Genomic DNA, 18,421 nt, shown 5'->3' with positions numbered 1-18,421 from the left:
GGTTTCGGGCGGGAAACCGAGAAAGACCGCCCGCTCGCGCGGGCGGTCCTCCAGGGGGGTCAGGCGCAGCCGACGGTCGGCCAGTTCCAGTTCCCGTTGGCCTGGATCGTCAGGCCGAACGTGTTCCCGGCGCCGTTCGGGGTGGCGACGAGCGTCTGCGCGTTGGGGTACGACGCGTTGCAGTTCCACGTCGCGAGGACCTTCGCGGGCGAGGGGATGTTCAGCGTCGTCCGCCAGTCGCTCTTGCCGGAGACGGTGACGTTGAGGTTGTACCGGTCGCCCCAGCTCTGGCCCGCGGACAGGACCGCGGTGCAGGCGCCGCCGCCACCGCCCCCGCCGCCTCCGCCGGAGCTGTCGAGGGTGATGTTGGAGCTGCCGGTGGACTGGTAGCCCTCGGTCGCCATGATCATGTAGTAGCTGAAGGCGCCGAGGTTCATGCCCGCGCGGGCCCAGGCGTCGAAGTGTTCGCCGGTGTTGATGGTCCCCGAGGTGCGGTTGCCCTGGCGGACGCTCCAGTACTGGTTGAAGGTCTTGGTGCCCTCCACCGACGGGGCGTTGTAGCGGGTGGACTGGCCGAGCCAGTAGGTGCCGCCGCTGGTGGTGAGCGTGCCGCGCTGCGAGGCGCCGCTGCTGGGGTTGTAGGGGCCGTGCGACTCGACGATGTAGTACTCGACCAGCGGATTCGACGTCCAGCCGTACAGGGCCAGGTAGCCGTTGCTGCCGTGGTTGACCGAGCCGCTGTAGGTGACGGTCCGGCGCCCGCCGTTGGCCCAGCCCTTGCCGCCGACCCAGTTGTTGGCGCCGTTCCACTGGGAGCTGTAGTTCCCGCCGGTGCCGAGGGTCATCGACGCGCGGCCCTGGGTGTCGGTCCAGAACGAGTAGTAGTAGCCGTTGTGGGTGCCCTCCTGGTTGGTGGTGATGACCTGCTGCGCCAGTGCGGCCTCGGGCAAGACCAGCCCGGAGGCCCCGAGCGCGAGCGCGCCCGCGCCGCCGAGCAGGAGGCTCCTGCGGCTGAAGAGGCTGGGGGGAGGGTTGAACTTCATCCTGTCTCCTCGGAAGGGTGCGAACCGGTCCGCCGAACGCCGACCGTATCGAGAGGCATCTATTTCTCGATAGAGACCATCGTGGACCCCGCCTCCCGACGTGTCAATAACTTCCGGAAAACTATCGGAACTTTCTTGATCCATGCCTCCGAAACTTCCGGAACCAGGGCAGCGAGAAGGCCACCGTCAACCGCCAACACCCCGGCCCGGCCCGGGTGCTCGCGATATTCGGTCAGTCGCCCTCTGCGGCGACGCCGACCGAATCGTCGGAAGGCGTTGCCGCAGGCGAGCGGCGGGTCAGCAGGAGTCCGACCGCTGCTGCGGCGAGACCTGCGATGCCCGCCGCCGCGAAGCCGCCTGCCGGGGCGGTGAGGTCGATCGCGAATCCGGCGAGTGGGGCGCCGAGGGCGAGGCCCGCGCTCTGTGCCGAGGACTGGAGGCCGGTCGCCTCGCCGCGGACGGGGGCCGGTGCCAGCGCGCTCACTGCGTCGGCCACTGTGGAGAGCGTTGGGGCGGTGAGGAGGCCGGCGATGACGGCGGCTGCGGCGAGCCAGCGCCAGTCCGCGGCGAGGCCGAGGGGGATCGTCGCGAGCCCGAGCAGGCCGAGCAGCAGCCAGGTCGGCAGCGACCGGGCCTGCGAGCCGTAGATGAGCCCGCCGGTGACGGACGCGATGCCGAGGACCGCCACGACCAGGGCCGCCCGGGACACCTGGCCGGCTTCTTCGAGGGTGGCGATGACCGCGAGGTCGATGCCGCCGAGCAGCGTCGTGACGCCGACGGCCATCGTCAGGACCGCGATCATGCGCAGGTTCAGCCATTCCCGGCGCGGGGGCCGCGGGCCGGTGTCGGCATCCGCTTCGTCGGCGGTGCGCAGCGGCGGGTTCAGCAGGCCGATCCATGCGCCGCCGACTGCGATGGCGGCGCCGACGCCCCACGCCACCGCTTCGGGAGACGTGTTGGCCGCGAAGAGGATCACGACAGCCGGGCCCACGAGGTACGACAGTTCGCCTTGCACCGCTTCGAGTGCGAACGCCGCCCGGCGCTGCGGCACGGTCGTCATCGCGGCGATCGCCTGCCGCGTCACCGACTGCGCCGGGACCATCAGCAGCCCCGCCGCGAGCGCGGCGACCAGCAGGACGCTGTAGGACATGAGCGGCACGCTCAGCCAGAACACCGCCTGCGCGGCCACAGTCGTCAGCACCACCGTGCGCAGTCCGCGCCAGTCGATGAGGCGGCCGAGCAGCGGCCCGCTCAACGCGACCCCGGCGGTCAGCGCCGCCGCGACGCCGCCCGCCGCCGCGTAGCTCAGGTCGAGGGCCAGCACGACGAACATGATCAGCGCAGTCGCATTGGCGGTGATCGCGGTGCGGGCGAGCAGCGAGGATCCCATGAGCGATGCCATCCCCGGCACCGCGAGCACTTCTCGGTATCGGGTCACCCGAGCGATGCTAGAACACCAATGCGGCTGGTGAACCGCCGCGGCATGGGGAACGCCGGCGGTCGAGTCCATAGGCCCCCTTGTGGCTCCATGGCTACCCGCAGGCAGGCAGGATTCCTTCATGATTTTGAATGGAATGCGCCCTCTAGCTGGGCTGATGCAGAGTGCCCCCGGCAGGATTCGAACCTGCGACACCTGGTCCCGGAAACCAGTGCTCTATCCACTGAGCTACGGAGGCGCGCCCGACGAGTCGGACGGAACGATGCTATCAGCCCCCGGACGGGGGGTCGAACGCGGTTTGGCCGGTGAGGATCACACCTTCGTTTCGTCCTGCGATTCGGCGCGGCGAGTGTCGGAGGGCGGGCATAGGCTGACTCCGCCGAAACCTGTGAGCCTAGCGGACACGCTGCGGTTTCGCCGTGCGAATCACCGGAAAAACACATCATCTTGGGGCGACCCCAAGGGCCGACCACAACATGTATGATTCCCCTCTGTCAGAACCAACAGCACGAGGGGATGCAGAGATGACCGGGCTCGCCACCACGCCATCCGCCACCACCACCGCTCCGCAGCAGCGGGAGCCCGAGCAGGGCCCCGCGGCGCTGATCGCCGAGCGCATTCGCGTCCATGCCGCCGGACTGCCCGACGTGGACGGCGAGAAGGTCATCGCCCAGATCGAGGCGGGCCTGTGGCCCGGCGCGACCGAGAAGGCGCTGCGCGAGCGCGCCGTCGAGATCACCTCGTCGAGCGTCGCCTCCGAGCCGACCTACTCCAAGCTCGCGGCCCGGCTCCTCGCCGAGCACATCGCGGAGGAGACCGCGGGCGAGGGCGTCACCTCGTTCACGACCTCGATCGCCGCGTGCCGCGACAACGGCCTGCTCGCGGACGACCTCGTCGCCTTCGTCGACGCCAACGCCGCCGCGCTCGACGCCGTCATCGACGACGCCGCCGACGACCGCTTCGAGTACTTCGGCCTGCGCACCGTCTACGACCGCTACCTGCTGCGCCACCCCGAGCACCGCACGGTCCTCGAACGGCCCCAGTACTTCATGCTCCGCGTCGCGTGCGGCCTGAGCCAGTCCGTCGAGGAGGCCGCCGAGCTGTACCGGCTCATGTCGGCCCTCGCGTACCTGCCGTCCTCGCCGACCCTGTTCAACTCCGGCACCAAGCGCGCGCAGCTGTCCTCGTGCTTCCTGCTCGACTCCCCGAAGGACGAGCTCGACTCGATCTACGAGCGCTACAGCCAGGTCGCGCGCCTCTCGAAGTACGCGGGCGGCATCGGCATCGCCTGGTCGCGCGTGCGCTCGCGCGGCTCGCTCATCCGCGGCACCAACGGCCACTCGAACGGGATCGTGCCGTGGCTGCGGACCCTCGACTCGTCCGTGGCCGCGGTGAACCAGGGCGGGCGCCGCAAGGGCGCCGCATGCGTGTACCTCGCGACCTGGCACGCCGACATCGAGGAGTTCCTGGAGCTGCGCGACAACACCGGCGACGTCGAGCGCCGCACGCACAACCTGAACCTCGCCAACTGGATCCCCGACGAGTTCATGCGCCGCGTCGAGAACGACGCCACCTGGTCGCTGTTCGACCCCAAGGAGACCCCCGAGCTGGTCGACCTGTGGGGCGAGGAGTTCGACGAGGCGTACAAGGCCGCCGAGAACGCCGGGAAGGCCCGCAAGACCGTGCCGGCCCGCGAGCTGTACGGCCGCATGATGCGCACCCTCGCGCAGACCGGCAACGGCTGGATGACCTTCTCCGACACCGCGAACCGGACCTCGAACCAGACCGCGCGCAAAGAGAACGTCATCCACCTCTCGAACCTGTGCACCGAGATCCTGGAGGTCACGAACGACTCCGAGACCGCCGTGTGCAACCTCGGGTCCGTGAACCTCGCCGAGCACTGCTCGCCCGAGGGCTTCGACTTCGAGCGGCTGGAGACCACGGTCCGCAGCGCCGTCAAGTTCCTCGACCGCACCATCGACCTGGGCTTCTATCCGACCGCCGAGGCCGAGAAGGCCAACCGCAAGTGGCGCCCGATCGGCCTGGGCTGCATGGGCCTCGCCGACGTGTTCTTCAAGCTGAAGCTCGCGTTCGACTCCGAGGAGGCGCTCGCGCTGTCGACGGCGATCGCCGAGCGGATCGCGCTGGTGGCGTTCGAGACCTCCGCGGGCCTCGCGGCCTCCCTCGGGGCGCACCCGAACTTCGCGGAGACCCGCGCCGCCGAGGGCGTGCTCCACCTCGACCACTACCCGAACGCGCGGATCACGCTCACCGAGCGCTGGGACGCCGTCCGCGGGCAGGTCGCCGAGCACGGCCTGCGCAACTCGCTCATGATCGCCATCGCGCCGACCGCCACGATCGCGTCGATCGCCGGGTGCGCCGAGTGCATCGAGCCGGTCGTCTCCAACGTGTTCAAGCGCGAGACGCTGTCGGGCGAGTTCCTCCAGGTCAACCGCCACTTGATCGCCGAGCTCAAGGAGCGCGGCATCTGGAACGAGCAGCTGCGCCAGGCCATCGTCGTCGCCGAGGGCTCCGTCCAGGGCATCGACGCGATCCCGGCCGACCTCCAGGAGCGGTACCGCACCGCCTGGGAGCTGCCGCAGCGCGCCCTGATCGACCTCGCGGCGGCCCGCACGCCGTTCATCGACCAGGCCCAGTCGCTCAACCTGTTCCAGGCCAGCCCGACCATCGGCAAGCTCTCGTCGATGTACCGGTACGCGTGGCAGCAGGGCCTCAAGACCACGTACTACCTGCGCAGCCGCCCGGCGACGCGCATCAACCAGACGACCGTGAGCGCCGCGCCCGCCGCACAGGCGCAGCCGACCGAGCTGGAGGTCATCCCGGCCGACATCGCGTGCTCCCTGGAGAACCCGGAGAGCTGCGAAGCCTGCCAGTAGGACCGCCGGAGGCGGGCCCGGCCGGGCCCGCCTCCCTCTTTGACTTCGAACTGCCGCCCGCCCCTAAGCGAACCGACTACCGAGAGGACGCCCAATGCTGCTCGACCCAGGCATGGACCTGACACTGCGACCGATGAAGTACCCGGACTTCTACGACCAGTACCGGGCCGCCATCAAGAACACCTGGACCGTCGAGGAGGTCGACCTCGCCTCCGACCTGACCGACCTGGCGAAGTTCACGCCGCAGGAGCAGCACCTCATCCACCGCCTCGTGGCCTTCTTCGCCACCGGCGACACGATCGTCGCGAACAACCTGGTGCTCAACCTGTACCAGCACGTCAACTCCCCCGAAGGGCGGCTCTACCTCTCGCGCCAGCTCTTCGAGGAGGCCGTGCACGTGCAGTTCTACCTGACGCTGCTCGACACGTACCTGCCCGACCCCGACGAGCGCGCGAAGGCGTTCGACGCGGTCAACAACATCCCGTCGATCAAGCGCAAGGCCGACTTCTGCTTCAAGTGGATCGACTCGGTCTTCGACATGCAGGAGCTCAAGACCGCCGAGGACCGCCGGACGTTCCTGCTCAACCTCATCTGCTTCGCCGCGTGCATCGAGGGCCTGTTCTTCTACGGCGCCTTCGCGTACGTGTACTGGCTGCGCAGCCGCGGCCTCCTCGACGGCCTCGCCACCGGCACCAACTGGGTGTTCCGCGACGAGTCCTGCCACATGAACTTCGCGTTCAGCGTCGTCGACGTCGTGCGCCAGGAGGAGCCCGAGCTGTTCGACGAGCGGATGCGCCGGCAGGTCACCGACATGCTGGAGGAGGCCGTGGAGGCCGAGCTCCAGTTCGCCGAGGACCTCATCGGCGAGGGCATGCCCGGCATGACCGTCAAGGACATGAAGTCGTACCTGGAGTACGCCGCCGACCAGCGCCTCGTGCGCCTCGGCATGCCGAAGAAGTGGGGCTCGGAGAACCCGTTCCCCTTCATGGCGCTCCAGGACGTGCAGGAGCTGACGAACTTCTTCGAGCGCAGGCCGACCGCCTACCAAGTGGCCGTGGAAGGCAAGGTCGACCTCGACGAGGAGTTCTGATCCCGGGCCGCAGGGTGTCTCCCGCCTGCGGCTGAACGAGGAGGGGCCCGGCGCACCAGCGCCGGGCCCCTCTTTGTCGCTTCTTGTCGCTCGCTCAGGATTCCCGAAGCGGCTCGCTTCGCTTGCCGCTAACCGGCCCTGGCGAACGTCGAGCCCGAAGCCTCGGTGCCGTCGCTGAGCTGGGCGACGCACAGGAACGTGCCGTCGCCGGGGACGTACACGTCCGTGGTCCAGTCGACCGCGTCGCTGGAGACGAGCTGCGAGAGCGGGCCGCCGTCGGCCTGGCCGTTCACGCAGGCCGCGGCCACGGTCGGATCGGCCCTCGCCGCTTCGACGTCGGCGACGCCCTCGGGGAGCTGGCCGGTCGCGTAGGCCTCCCACAGGTGGTTGCCTTCGCAGCCGGTCGCGGCGAACGCGGCGTCGAAGCAGGCCGGTTCGGCGACGCAGCCCGCGCCCTCGACGGTGAGCGTGCATTCGCCGACGTAGTCGTCGGCCATGGACTGGGACGCGAGGTCGGCGGGTTCCTCGCCGCCGCCGAAGAGCCACACGCCGCCCGCGATGAGGAGGCCGAGGATGACCAGGCCGACCGCCCCCATGCCGATGAGGCGGCCGATCTCGGAGCCGCCGCCGCCCTCTTTGAGGCGGCGCTCGCGGCGGGTCAGGCCGGTCTCGTTGCGGGGCACGGGGACCGGGAGGCGGGAGTCGTGGTCGTCGTCGCGTCCGCCGCTGAAGGCCTCCCAGCGGCCCGTCTCGCCCGCGAAGTCCGCGGGGGGAACCGGGGCCGGGGCGGGGCTCACCGGGGGGCTCACGGGCGGGCTGGGCATGCGCGCGGGGCCCGCTGCGGGGGCCGCGGCGCGGCGCATCGGCGCGGTGGCGGGGGCCGGGGGCTCCTCGGCCGCGGGGCCGCGGCGCTTGGCCGGGGCGAGGCGGAGCGTGGACGGCGAGTCGGGCAGGCCGCCGAGCTCGGCGTAGCCGGGGGCCGCGGGCTCGTGGAACTCCGTGGGGGCCGCGTTCAGGGGCGGCGAGGTGTAGGCGCCGTAGAGCCCTTGGGACGCAGGCGAAGGCGCGTGCGGGAGGTCGTCGGTGACGCGCGGGATGATGCCGGTGGACGCCTCGGGGATGCTCGCGAGGAACTCGCGGAACTCGACCGCGGTGGGGCGCCCGTCGGGGTTGTTGATGAGCGCGGTGCGCAGCATCTCCAGGAGCAGGGGCGATATGCCGGGGATCGCCGGGATCGGCTGGTCGAACAGGGCCGCGACCTCGTTGATGTCGAGGCCCCCTTCGGCGGGGAAGCGCGGCGGGTTGCCGCTGAGCATCGCGTAGAGGGTGGCCGCGAGCGAGTAGACGTCGGCGCTCGGGCCGACGTGCTGCATCTGGAAGACCTCAAGGGGCGCGTAGGCGGGGGTCGCCATCATCGAGAACCGCTCCCCCGGGCGGGGGGTCGGGATGAGGCTGGAGAGGCCGAAGTCGGCGAGCACGGCGTGGCCGTGGTGGTCGATGAGGAGGTTCGCGGGCTTGATGTCGCGGTGGACGATCCCGGCCTCGTGGGCCGCGGCGAGCGCGTCGGCGATGCGGATGCCGATCTCGATCGTGCGGTGCGGGGGGATCGTGGTGTGGCGGTCGAGCAGGTCGGCGACGGAGCCGCGGCAGCGCTCCATGACGACGTACGGGTTCGCCTGGTGGGTGAGGCCGGCCGAGAGCATCTTGACGACGCAGGGGTGGTCGGAGAGGCGCCCGGCGGTCTGGACCTCGTGGCGGAAGCGCTCGCGGGAGGCGTCGTCGGTGAGGGGGCGGGCCTCGATCTTCACGGCCACTTCGGCGCCGTCGTCGAAGCGCGTGGCGCTGTAGACGGTGGAGTAGGCGCCGCGGTCGATCTCGGTGAACCCGGTGAGGCGCTCGATGCCGTGCAGGAGCGACTCGGGGTCGGCCTCGGGGCGGGCTCTCGGCGGGGAGAGGGGAGCGGTTGGAGCACCGTAGGACGACATGGTGTCCACTGGAAACTGCCTCCGTTCTCGGCCGACGTGCAAGCCGAAAGGTCGCTCGGTGTCGAGCCTGTTCAGGTCGGGTGCGCGGGTCAGCGCCGGGGTGCGCGCCGCTGCGTTGCGAGAGCGACTCGGGCCTGGGGGATCCGAGTCATGGGACCTATCGGATAACGGTACGGCAACGCGCCCACGATTCTGTATACCCCTAGACGAAAAGCCAGCGAGAACTGGCCGAACGGTTGATATGTCGCTTCCCGAGGGCGAAGTAGCGGTGGCGCATAGTGAACGCATCCCCCGTGTAGCGCGCGGGAGGACGGGTGTTCCGGCGGCCTCCGCGGGGATGCCCGTCCGCCCGCCGCGTCCTCCGATCATCAGGCTCCCGCCACCCGGTCGCCGTCGAGTTCCATCGCGTCGGCGAGGTATCCGGCGGCCCAGGCGGTGGACTCCGGGTCCTCGCCGAAGGACTTGAGCGCGATCCCGGCCCACTTCGCCGCTTCCTCGGGGCGGCCGTCCTCGTCGAGCAGGCGTGCGTAGCGGGCCACGATGGCCCGCCTCGGGCGTCCCAGCGAGGGCTCGTCGTAATGGGCCGCAAGGGGTTCGAGCATCCGCAGCGCTTCGGCGCGGTCGCCCTTGGCGGCGCGCACGTCGGCCAGGAGCGCGGTGTTGGCGGCGCGGCCCGGTTCGAGGACGTCGTCGGTGAGGAGCGCGAGCGCTTCCTCGGCGGCGGTCTCGGCGGTCGCCGGGTCGCCCATCTCGAGCGCGCAGCGGCCTCTCAGGTTGTGCGCCAGGCTGATGAGGAGCGGGTGGCCGGTCTTCGCGCCGTACTCCTCCGCGTGCGCGGCGAGGTCCAGGGCGTGGTCGAGCGCGCCGATCGAGCGGGCCGCGAGCGCCCGCACGTACTTCGCGAAGCCGCGTCCCCAGTCGTCGTCGATCCGCTCGAAATCGCGGAAGGACTTGCGCGCCAAGGCGTCGGCGCCTTCGGGATGGCCGAGGCCGATCTGCGCGGCGGCGCCGATGGCCCGCAGGAGCCCGACGGCGAACACGTCCCCGGAGCGCTCGCCGATCGGCATGAACACGTCGGAGAGGCGCTTGGCCTCGGTGAAGCGCCCGGCCATGAGGAGCGCGAACGCGGACACGCCGCGGACCCACGCCCGGCCGACCAGGTCCATCTGGCGTGCAAAGGCTTTGGCGGCCTCGCGGAGCACTTCGTCGGCGCCGTCGAAGTCGCCGCGGGCGACGAGGACCCACGCCTGGTGCTGGAGGGCCCAGGCCAGGCGCTTGTCGTCGCCGACGCCGAACGCGACGTCGTAGGCGTCCATGAAGCGGGCCTCGGCCTCGGACAGGTGCCCGGCGAGGAAGTCGAGGAGGCCGATGCGGCACTGGGCGTCGCAGCGGGGCCCGGCGAGCCCCTCGCGGCGCGACAGCGCCAGCGCGGCCGTCCAGGCCCCGCGGGCCTCGGCGAGCTCGCCTTTGTAGCGGTGGAGGCGGCCGCGCAGCAGCAGGAGCTGGGCCACGAGTTCGGAGGCGTCCTCGGGGAAGTCGTCGCCGAACAGGCGCGGCGAGGGGTGGTCGTCGTCGCCGTGCGCGTGGTCGTGGTCGTCCTCGGGGATGAGGCCGATGTCGATGGCGAGGCCCTCGATCTCGGCTTCGGCCTCGACGGTGCGGCCGAGGCGGGTGAGGGCGCGGCCGCGCAGGAGCCGGTCGTCGTGGGAGAGGGTGGCGATGCGCTCGACGCCGTTGAGGAGGGCGACGGCGCGCTCGGGCTCGGAGGCGTCCATGGCGCGGTCGGCCTGCTTGCGGACGGCGTCGACGGCGAGCGGGAGGACGTTCCAGACCTCGTCGATCGCCTCGATCTCGACTTCGCGCGCGAGGGTGACGGCCTGCTCGGCGTGGAAGACGACGAGGTCGTCGGCGCTCTGGCCTTCGAGCTCGGTGTCGGCGGCCCAGCGGGCGACCTCGGCGTGCGCGTGCGCGGCGTCGGCTTTCCCGATGGGCGCGTAGGCGGCCTGACGCAGCAGCGGGGTCACGAAGCGGTAGCCGCCGTAGGAGCGGCGGCGGAGCATGCGGCGGTCGAGGAGCTCCTGGAGCGCGAGGTCGAACTCGCCGGGGACTTCCTTTTCGAGCAGCTGCGTGGCCTCGGGCGGGACGGCGTCGCCGAAGATCGAGGCGGCGCGCAGCAGCGCGCGGGCCGCGGGGCTGAGCGCGTCGATGCGGGCGCCGAGGACCTGCGCGAGGTCGCGCGAGAGGACCTTCCCGGTGAGCGAGCCGGCGGCGAGGCGCCACTGGTCGCCGGTGCCGGTGAGGAGGTCCTGCTCGACGAGGAGGGTGACGAGTTCGGCGAGGTAGTACGGGTTGCCTTGCGCGAAGCCGAGGAGGCGGTCCTCGTCGGGCTTGGGCAGGCGCCCGCCGCCGAGGAACTCGCGCAGGAGCCTCGCGGCGTCGGCGCCCGCGAGCGGCGGCAGCGGGTGGACCTCGGCTTCGGAGATGCGGGTGAGGACGCCGGAGGACCTGGTGAGCTCGGGGCGGCCGTAGAGGAGCACGAGCACGGGGCCGTGGATCTTCGCGAGCGCGACGCCGAGGGCGTCGATGCCTGCGGCCGAGGCGGTGTGCAGGTCGTCGATGATGAGGACCATCGGCGTGTTCGTCGACATGTGCGTGATGAGCTCGGCGACGGCCTCGGGGATCGTGTACGCGTCGGACTGCTGCCCGGTGAACCCGCCGACCCGGTCGGCCGCCCCGGGGCGGCCGTGGCCGAGGAGGCCGAGCAGGACGGTGATGTTCAGGCGGCATTCGCCGTGGTCGGCATGGCCGTCGGCGATGCGCCTGAGCTTGGCCTCGGCGGTGGCGCGGTCGTCGTCGAAGCGCAGGCCGGCGGCCTTGCGCACGAGGTCGGCGAGCGGACCGAAGCGGCGGCCCTCGCCGTAGGGAGCGACCCGGACGGTCAGCACTCGTGCGCCGCGCTCCGTGGCGAGTGTTCTGACCTCGCGGGCGAAGCGGGTCTTGCCCATGCCCGCTTCGGCGGTGTGGATCAGGACGAGCGGCTCACCGCGGTCGATGACGGCTTCGAGCCGCCCGGTCACGCGCCCGATCTCGGCGTCCCGGCCGATGAACGGGGCGGTGTCGCCGAGGCTGGCGCGCGTCCCGGGCTCGTCTTCGAGGCCCAGGAGCTGGAACACTTCGACCGGCTCACGCTTTCCCTTGAGGCGCACGGGAGTGAGGCGGCGCCAGGCCGCGGCGTGCTTCGTGGCGCGCATGGTCTCCTCGCCGGCCCAGATGGTGCCGACGGAGGCGATGGCGCAGATGCGCGCGGCGGTGTTCACGGTGTCGCCGATGACGGTGTATTCGAGATTCGCCTGCATGCCGGCCACGACGAGCCCGGACCGCAGCCCGATGCGAAGCCCGATGGGAAGCCCTCCGCCGGACTCGGCCTTGAGCAACCTCCGGACCCGCTTCTGCATGGCCTGAGCGGCCCGAACGGCCCGCTCGGCGTCGTCTTCATGGGAAAGCGGGGCGCCGAAGACGGCCATGATGCCGTCCCCGGTGAGCTTGTCGACGTGCCCGCCGAACTCGTTGACCGCGGAGACGCACTCCGCGAGCAGCCGGTCCGTCACGGACGAGACCCGCTCGGGGTCGAGGCTCTCCGACCAGGTCGTGAAGTCGGAAAGGTCCCCGAAGAGCACCGTGACATAGCGCCGCTCCGTCTGGGGAGCGGTCGCTTCAGGTGACAGGGGCGCGCCGCAGTTGTGGCAGTAGCGCGCGCCCGGCACAGTGGGCACGGAACAGAACGGGCAGGTCACAGCAGCACCAACGCCGGGACGGGGCTGTGTTGTTCCCCACTCCTTGTGGGAACGGGGCCAAACTTGCGATTCACGGTGGCAAGGATACGTGGCCTACCTGACAGATACCTGTGTGCGGAGGCACAAATCCCCGAGGAGGGGACCAACCCTCCCCCGTTATCGCCGACCCCCACCCGAACGGCTGATCCGGTTACGATCATGCCGTTGCGCAGCACCCCTCACCCTCCGCACCCGAAAGACACCCCATATGGCCCACCCCTCCGCCCCCTCGACGCCCCTGATCACGGTTCACTACCGGCGCCGCCTGCTCGTGTGGGTGGTCGCGGTCTGCTGGCCGCTGGCGCTGGCGATGTGCACGCTCGGCACCTACGTCCTGACCGTGTTGGACATCGAGAGCCAGCTCCTCTTCTTCGTGATGTACTTTCCGCCGATGTGGTGCGCGATGATGGGCACCCTCTATCTGGCACAGACGAACTGCCTCACATACGACGTCCACCGGCGGCGGGTCTGGAGCGGGACCGGCCACGTCCAGCGCACGATGGGCAGGTGGAAGGACGGCGACCGGCTCAACTACTCCATCTACCTCGGACGTCTCGAACGGATCCGTCCGAGCGGCAAGCGGCGCGCGATCGTGCGCAACGCGTACGTGGTCGACCAGAGCTCCTGGACCGCGTTCGTCGACGTCTTCCTGACCCATCAGAACGAGACGCGTCGCGGCGAGGACGCCGACGCGGCCGATCAGGGACTGCCCACCGCTGTCGAGGTCGGCATACGCTGGCGATTCTTTACCTGCGTACTACTCGTTGGGCTGGCACTTGGAGCATGGGGTTTTTGGCTCGTCCCGACCGTCGACGGGCCGCTGCCGGTCGTGTCCGCAGCATACTTCCTGTTCGGCGCGGTGCCGCTCGTCCTCAGGCCGGTGCTCAGGTATGAGGACGGCCTGGTCAGCGTCAAGACCGTCGGCCGGGTGCGCGAGTTTCCAAGCCGGGGGTACGAGCGGCTGGAGTACTCGGTGTACTGGGGGTGCCTGTTCGAGGTGCGCGCCGACGGGAAGCGGCGGCGCGTCGCCAGGGGGTGGGCGCGGGACCAGGACTCCTGGAAGGTGTTCGTGGACCGGTTCATGGAAGACCGGTCGTCCGAGTAGACGCCGAGGCCCGGTCCCGCGTGGTGCGGGCCGGGCCTCGTTTGCGGCTTTGCTTAGGCGGTGACCAGGCTGGCCTTCTGGAACTCCTTGACCGAGGTGTAGCCGGTCTTGGCCATGGCCCGGCGCAGGCCCCCGAAGAGGTTCTGGGAGCCGTCGGAGGAGTTGGAGGGGCCGTAGAGGATGGCTTCGAGGTCGGGGACCTCGATGTCGCCGGAGTCTCCCGGGCGGAAGCGGCCGCGGGGCAGCTTCGGGTGGGAGGCGGCGGAGTGCCACCAGGCGCCGGCGGCCGGGGACTCGGCGGCGTCGGCGAGGATCGAGCCGAGCATGACCGCGTCGGCGCCGCAGGCGACGGCCTTCGCGATGGCGCCCGAGTTGGTGATCTCGCCGTCGGCGATGAGGTGGACGTAGCGTCCGCCCGTCTCGTCGAGGTAGTCGCGGCGGGCCGCGGCGGCCTCCACGATCGCCGAGGCCATCGGCACGTCGATGCCGAGGACGGTGTCGGTGGTCGACCAGTCGTCGGAGCCGACCCCGACGATGACGCCCGCCGCGCCCGTGCGCATCAGGTGCATGGCCGTCTTGTAGTTCGTGGCCCCGCCCACGACGACCGGGATGTCCAGGTCGGCGATGAACTGCTTCAGGTTCAGGACGTCGCCGCCGGAGGAGACGTGCTCCGCCGAGACGATGGTGCCCTGGATGACCAGCAGGTCCACGCCCGCCTCGACCGCGAGCGGCGCGAGCTCGGCCGTGTGCTGCGGGCTGAAGCGGATCGCCGTGGTGATCCCGCCCGCGCGGATCTCGGCGATCCGCTCGGCGATGAGCTCGGGCTTCACCGGCTCGGCGTAGATCTCCTGGAGGCGCTCGATGGCGTTCTCCGCGGGCGTGTCCGCGAGCTCCTTGAGCAGCGAGGTCGGGTCGACGTAGCGGCACCACAGCCCCTCGCCGTTCAGGACGCCCAGGCCGCCGAGGCGGCCCATCTCGATCACGGACGCCGGGCTCATCGTCGCATCCGAGGGATGCGCGACGGCCGGGATCTCGAACCGGTAGGCATCGAGCTGCCATTCGGTGGAGACATCGTCGATGTCCCTGGTGCGCCGGGTCGGCACGAGCGCCACTTCGGACAGCCGCCAGCCGCGCGCCACGATCTTGCCGGGGCCGATCTCGACCAATTCCCGCACAGTCTCTCCTCCTACCGGGCCCGACTACCGCGTGTGGTAGTTGGGCGCTTCCACGGTCATCTGGATGTCGTGCGGGTGGCTCTCCTTGAGGCCCGCAGCGGTGATCCGGACCAGACGGCCGCGTTCATGCATCCCCTCGATGGTACCGGCCCCGGTGTACCCCATCGCAATACGCAGACCGCCCACCAGCTGGTAGACCACCTGTGCGAGGGTCCCGCGGTAGGGCACCTGACCTTCGACGCCCTCGGGGACGAGCTTGTCGTTGGAGTCGACCGCGTCCTGGAAGTAGCGGTCCTTGGAGTAGGACTTCGCCTGGCCGCGGGACTGCATGGCGCCCAGGGAGCCCATGCCGCGGTAGGACTTGAACTGCTTGCCGTTCATGTAGATGAGCTCGCCGGGGCTCTCGGCGCAGCCTGCGAACAGCTGTCCCATCATGACGGTGGACGCGCCGGCGACGATGGCCTTCGCGATGTCGCCGGAGTACTGGATGCCGCCGTCGGCGATGACCGGGACGCCGCGCTCGCGGGCGACGCGGACGGTGTCCATGATCGCGGAGACCTGGGGGGCGCCGACGCCCGCGACGACGCGGGTGGTGCAGATCGCGCCGGGGCCGACGCCGACCTTGATGCCGTCGACGCCCGCCTCGATCATCGCGGCCGCGGCCTGCGCGGTGACGATGTTGCCGCCGATGATGTCGACCTTGTGGCCGAAGTCCTTGGAGATCGAGGCGATCATGTCGAGCACGCCGCGGGAGTGCCCGTGGGAGGAGTCGACGACGAGGAGGTCCACGCCCGCCTCGACGAGCTGCCCGGCGCGCGCGTACTGCTCCTCGCCGACGCCGATGGCGCCGCCGACGCGCAGGCGGCCCGAGTCGTCCTTCGACGCGTTCGGGAACTCCTCGCGCTTCGCGAAGTCCTTGACGGTGATGAGGCCGCGCAGGTAGAAGTCGGCGTCGACGATCGGGAGCTTCTCGATCTTGTGCCGCTTCAGCAGTTCGAGGGCCTCCTCCTGGGAGACGCCCTCGGGCGCGGTGATGAGGTTGTCGCGGGTCATGACGGAGGCGACCTTGACGGACAGGTCGGTCTCGAAGCGCATGTCGCGGTTGGTGATGATGCCGACGAGCTTGCCTTTTTCGTCGGTGACCGGGAGGCCGGAGATGCGGTACTTGCCGCAGAGCTTGTCGACCTGGTCGAGGGTGTCCTCGGGCGAGCACGTGACCGGGTCGGCGACCATGCCGGACTCGGAGCGCTTGACGAGGTCCACCTGCTGGGCCTGCTCCTCCGCGGGGAGGTTGCGGTGGAGGATGCCGAGGCCGCCGAGGCGGGCCATGGCGATCGCCATGCGGGCCTCGGTGACGGTGTCCATCGGCGCGGTCAGGAGCGGCACCGAGATGCGGATGTTGCGGGTGAGCTGGGAGGAGGTGTCGACCTCCGCGGGAACCACCTCGGACTCGCCGGGCAGCAGCAGCACGTCGTCATAGGTCAGGCCGAGCGGGATCGCACTCGCCGCGCCCATCGGCACCGTGGTGCCCCCGACACGCTCGCCGGCAGCGCCTTCGAGCCCTTGAATTCCGAAATCCCCTGAGAACGCCATGGGGCAATGGTAGTGCCGTAACGTGCGTCGCCCCGCGTCGCACACGTCCCCCTGGGGTGTGATTCACGGCGGGGAGCTGGGCATCCGGTCATCCTCTGAATCGAGACGGCCCCGGGCGGGCGCCGCGGGGCCGGTCGATGAGTGAACAAGGGTGTGAAGTTGAGGGGGAGGTGAGGTGAGGGGGGTTACTCGAAGAGGTCGCCCGCTTCGTCGGTGAGGCTCTCGACCACGTCGCTGTCGGAGACCGCGTCCCACGCCTCGGTGGCGCCGTCGCTGACGTCCTCCCACACCTCGGTGGCGTCGATGTCGGTGACCGCGTCCGCGACCCCGTCCACGACGTCGTCGAAGATCTCTTCCACGTTCTCGCCGAAACCGTCCATGTGCCCGTCTCCTCGCATCCGTCGGGGTGTCTTGCGGCCCAGCCTAACCAGCGCGCCACGGCGTGTCAGCACCCGATCGCGACGATGGCACGCATCCGGGAGTCCCGCGCCGCGCACCCGCGCTCACCTGGCGTCGTCGCGCCGTGCACAAGTCCGCGGGCGCGGAGTGGCGTTAGGCTGGAACCGTGTATGAGGAGCCTCGCGACCCGTTCGCCGACGATCCCGACCACGCGGAGGCGCTCGCCCCGTTCGAACCCGAGCTGGACGACGACGACCGCGCCGACCTGCTCGAAGACCTCCACGAACTGGAGATGTTCGAGAAGGTGCTGCAACCGCAGGGCTTCCGGGGCGTCGTCGTCGACTGCGCCGACTGCGACGAGCCGCACTACTTCACGTGGGGCCTGCTCATGGCGAACCTCCGCGGACTGCTGGAGGCGAACTGCGCGCAGGTCCACGAGCCCGCCTTCGACCCGGACCCGGCGCACTACGTGACCTGGGACTACGCCCGCGGGTTCTCCGACTGCTGGGTGAAGGTGCACGGCCAGGCCGACTAGGCCGGGCGCTGGAGCAGCGCGCCGTCCTCGACGACGGCCGCGATGCGCGGCGACTGGACGACCACGTCGCCGAGCCGGTCCGCGTCCACGACCACGAGGTCGGCGGCCGCGCCCGGAACCGGGCCGCGCTCGGGCAGCCCGAGCACCGCCGCCGGATTGGCGGTGATCGCGTCGAGCAGCACGCGGCGGTCGGCGGGCGAGACGGCCCGGAAGAGCAGCCCCGCGAGCCACGCCGCCTGGACCTGGCTCCCGTTCCCGTAGGGCGCGAACGGGTTGCAGAGGTTGTTGTTGGCGATCGAGACGCGCACGCCGAGTTCGGCGGCGCGCAGGATGGGCGCGACCGAGCGGGTCGCGAAGCCGCCGGAGGCCGCCCGCGGGTGCCCGGCGAGGTAGAGGTCCGTGGCGGGCATGACCGCGAGCGCGATCCCGGCGTCGGCGAGCGCCGCGAGGGCCTTGTCCGGGTCGTCCATGGCGGCGAGGGTCGTGACGTGGCCGATCGCGACCCGGCCCTGGAATCCGAGGGCGCGGGTGCGCTCGGCGACGAGGCCGATCTGCGACGCGGCCGGGTCGTCGCTGAAGTCGAGGTGCAGGTCGACGGGTGCGCCGGTGGCCTCGGCGAGGCCGAACACGAAGTCGAGGTGGGCGGCGGGGTCGGCGTCGACGTAAGGGCAGCCGCCGACGACGTGCGCGCCTTCGCGCATGGCGGCGCGCATGAGGTCGGTCTGGCCGGGGAGCTCCAGGCCGCGCTGGGGGAACGCGGTGAGCTGGAGGTCGAGGCGGGTGTCGAGGCCGCGGTGGAGTTCGAGGAGGTCGAGGCCCGTGGCGGGGTCGATCTCGACCATGGCGCGGGCGGCGGTGGTGCCGTTGCGCAGGAGCGTGTCGGCGGCGCGCTGCGCGCTCGCGGCGACCGCCCCGGCGGGGAGCCGGTCGCGGAGGCGGGCGACGGTGGCGATGGCGTCGCTGAGGTCGGGGGTGAGGGCGGTCCCCTCGGCGGCGAGGGCGTCCTCGATCGCGGGGAGCAGGAAGGCCTTGTCGAGGTGGACGTGGGCGTCGGTGAAGGCCGGGAGGACGACGCGTCCGGCGGCGTCGAAGACCTCCGGACCGGGATGCGGCATTTCGCCTGGACCTGCGGTCGGGCGAGTCGCGAATCGGTCGCCCCCGGCTTCGATGGTGCCCGGCGGGTCCGACAGCGGCTTCGGATGCGGCGGTTCCGGAAGCAGCGGCTCCGGGAGCGGAGTGACGCTCGCGATGCGGCCGTCCGCGATGTGGAGGTCGGCGAGGCCGTCGGCGGTGCGGGCGTTCGCGATCCGGGCGAGTGGGGTCACGGG

Annotated in this window: 12 protein-coding genes and 1 tRNA gene; 4 read left to right on the top strand and 9 right to left on the bottom strand. The window is 70.9% G+C overall.

Annotated features, from left to right (window positions below):
- Positions 1-59 precede the first annotated feature (59 nt).
- The 3 genes from B0I28_RS08450 to B0I28_RS08440 all read right to left on the bottom strand — a co-directional run bounded on the left by B0I28_RS08450 (position 60) and on the right by B0I28_RS08440 (position 2,719).
- On the bottom strand, positions 60-1,043 hold the full coding sequence (locus tag B0I28_RS08450) for a glycoside hydrolase family 11 protein (RefSeq protein ID WP_106363325.1): 984 nt from the start codon (positions 1,041-1,043) through the stop codon (positions 60-62).
- 232 nt (positions 1,044-1,275) lie between these two features.
- Positions 1,276-2,481, bottom strand: a complete 1,206-nt coding sequence (locus tag B0I28_RS08445; RefSeq protein ID WP_245888918.1) for an MFS transporter — start codon at positions 2,479-2,481, stop codon at positions 1,276-1,278.
- Positions 2,482-2,646: 165 nt separating this feature from the next.
- Positions 2,647-2,719 (bottom strand) — tRNA-Arg (locus B0I28_RS08440).
- Between the two features lie 286 nt (positions 2,720-3,005).
- Between B0I28_RS08440 and B0I28_RS08435 the strand changes: the two genes are divergently transcribed.
- Both B0I28_RS08435 and B0I28_RS08430 read left to right on the top strand, forming a co-directional pair.
- Positions 3,006-5,378: a ribonucleoside-diphosphate reductase subunit alpha gene (locus B0I28_RS08435; RefSeq protein ID WP_219926625.1), complete on the top strand. Its 2,373-nt coding sequence runs from the start codon at positions 3,006-3,008 to the stop codon at positions 5,376-5,378.
- A 94-nt stretch (positions 5,379-5,472) separates the two neighbouring features.
- Positions 5,473-6,468 carry a ribonucleotide-diphosphate reductase subunit beta gene (locus B0I28_RS08430; RefSeq protein ID WP_106363323.1) on the top strand — a complete coding sequence of 332 codons (996 nt, stop codon included), beginning with the start codon at positions 5,473-5,475 and terminating at the stop codon, positions 6,466-6,468.
- Between the two features lie 128 nt (positions 6,469-6,596).
- Here the strand turns inward: B0I28_RS08430 and B0I28_RS08425 are convergent, their stop codons facing one another.
- Together B0I28_RS08425 and B0I28_RS08420 are read right to left on the bottom strand one after the other, a co-directional pair.
- The gene (locus tag B0I28_RS08425; RefSeq protein WP_245888925.1) at positions 6,597-8,453 is read right to left on the bottom strand and encodes a serine/threonine-protein kinase; all 1,857 of its coding nucleotides are present in this window, start codon (positions 8,451-8,453) and stop codon (positions 6,597-6,599) included.
- A 368-nt stretch (positions 8,454-8,821) separates the two neighbouring features.
- A complete protein-coding gene (locus B0I28_RS08420; protein ID WP_181245695.1) occupies positions 8,822-12,226 on the bottom strand; it encodes an adenylate/guanylate cyclase domain-containing protein in 3,405 nt (1,134 codons plus the stop codon).
- A 268-nt stretch (positions 12,227-12,494) separates the two neighbouring features.
- Between B0I28_RS08420 and B0I28_RS08415 the strand changes: the two genes are divergently transcribed.
- Positions 12,495-13,391 carry a hypothetical protein gene (locus B0I28_RS08415; protein WP_106363320.1) on the top strand — a complete coding sequence of 299 codons (897 nt, stop codon included), beginning with the start codon at positions 12,495-12,497 and terminating at the stop codon, positions 13,389-13,391.
- A gap of 53 nt (positions 13,392-13,444) precedes the next feature.
- Here the strand turns inward: B0I28_RS08415 and B0I28_RS08410 are convergent, their stop codons facing one another.
- From B0I28_RS08410 to B0I28_RS08400, 3 genes are all read right to left on the bottom strand, one after another.
- The gene (locus B0I28_RS08410) at positions 13,445-14,566 is read right to left on the bottom strand and encodes a GuaB3 family IMP dehydrogenase-related protein (protein ID WP_106363319.1); all 1,122 of its coding nucleotides are present in this window, start codon (positions 14,564-14,566) and stop codon (positions 13,445-13,447) included.
- 24 nt (positions 14,567-14,590) lie between these two features.
- Positions 14,591-16,081 (bottom strand): IMP dehydrogenase, encoded by a 1,491-nt coding sequence (guaB, locus tag B0I28_RS08405; RefSeq protein WP_106363318.1) that lies wholly within the window; start codon positions 16,079-16,081, stop codon positions 14,591-14,593.
- 263 nt (positions 16,082-16,344) lie between these two features.
- Positions 16,345-16,539 carry a hypothetical protein gene (locus tag B0I28_RS08400; protein ID WP_106363317.1) on the bottom strand — a complete coding sequence of 65 codons (195 nt, stop codon included), beginning with the start codon at positions 16,537-16,539 and terminating at the stop codon, positions 16,345-16,347.
- A 185-nt stretch (positions 16,540-16,724) separates the two neighbouring features.
- Here B0I28_RS08400 and B0I28_RS08395 point away from each other — a divergent pair, with 185 nt between their 5' ends.
- Positions 16,725-17,093, top strand: a complete 369-nt coding sequence (locus B0I28_RS08395) for a DUF5319 family protein (protein ID WP_106363316.1) — start codon at positions 16,725-16,727, stop codon at positions 17,091-17,093.
- Here the strand turns inward: B0I28_RS08395 and B0I28_RS08390 are convergent.
- On the bottom strand, positions 17,090-18,418 hold the full coding sequence (locus B0I28_RS08390) for an amidohydrolase family protein (RefSeq protein ID WP_181245693.1): 1,329 nt from the start codon (positions 18,416-18,418) through the stop codon (positions 17,090-17,092). The genes B0I28_RS08395 and B0I28_RS08390 overlap by 4 nt on opposite strands.
- Positions 18,419-18,421: the final 3 nt, after the last annotated feature.

Origin of the sequence: Glycomyces artemisiae, from assembly GCF_003002955.1 — a bacterium.
Classification (GTDB): domain Bacteria; phylum Actinomycetota; class Actinomycetes; order Mycobacteriales; family Micromonosporaceae; genus Glycomyces; species Glycomyces artemisiae.
Note: the sequence above shows the minus strand (reverse complement) of the source record. Positions and strands in the feature narration are given on the sequence as shown.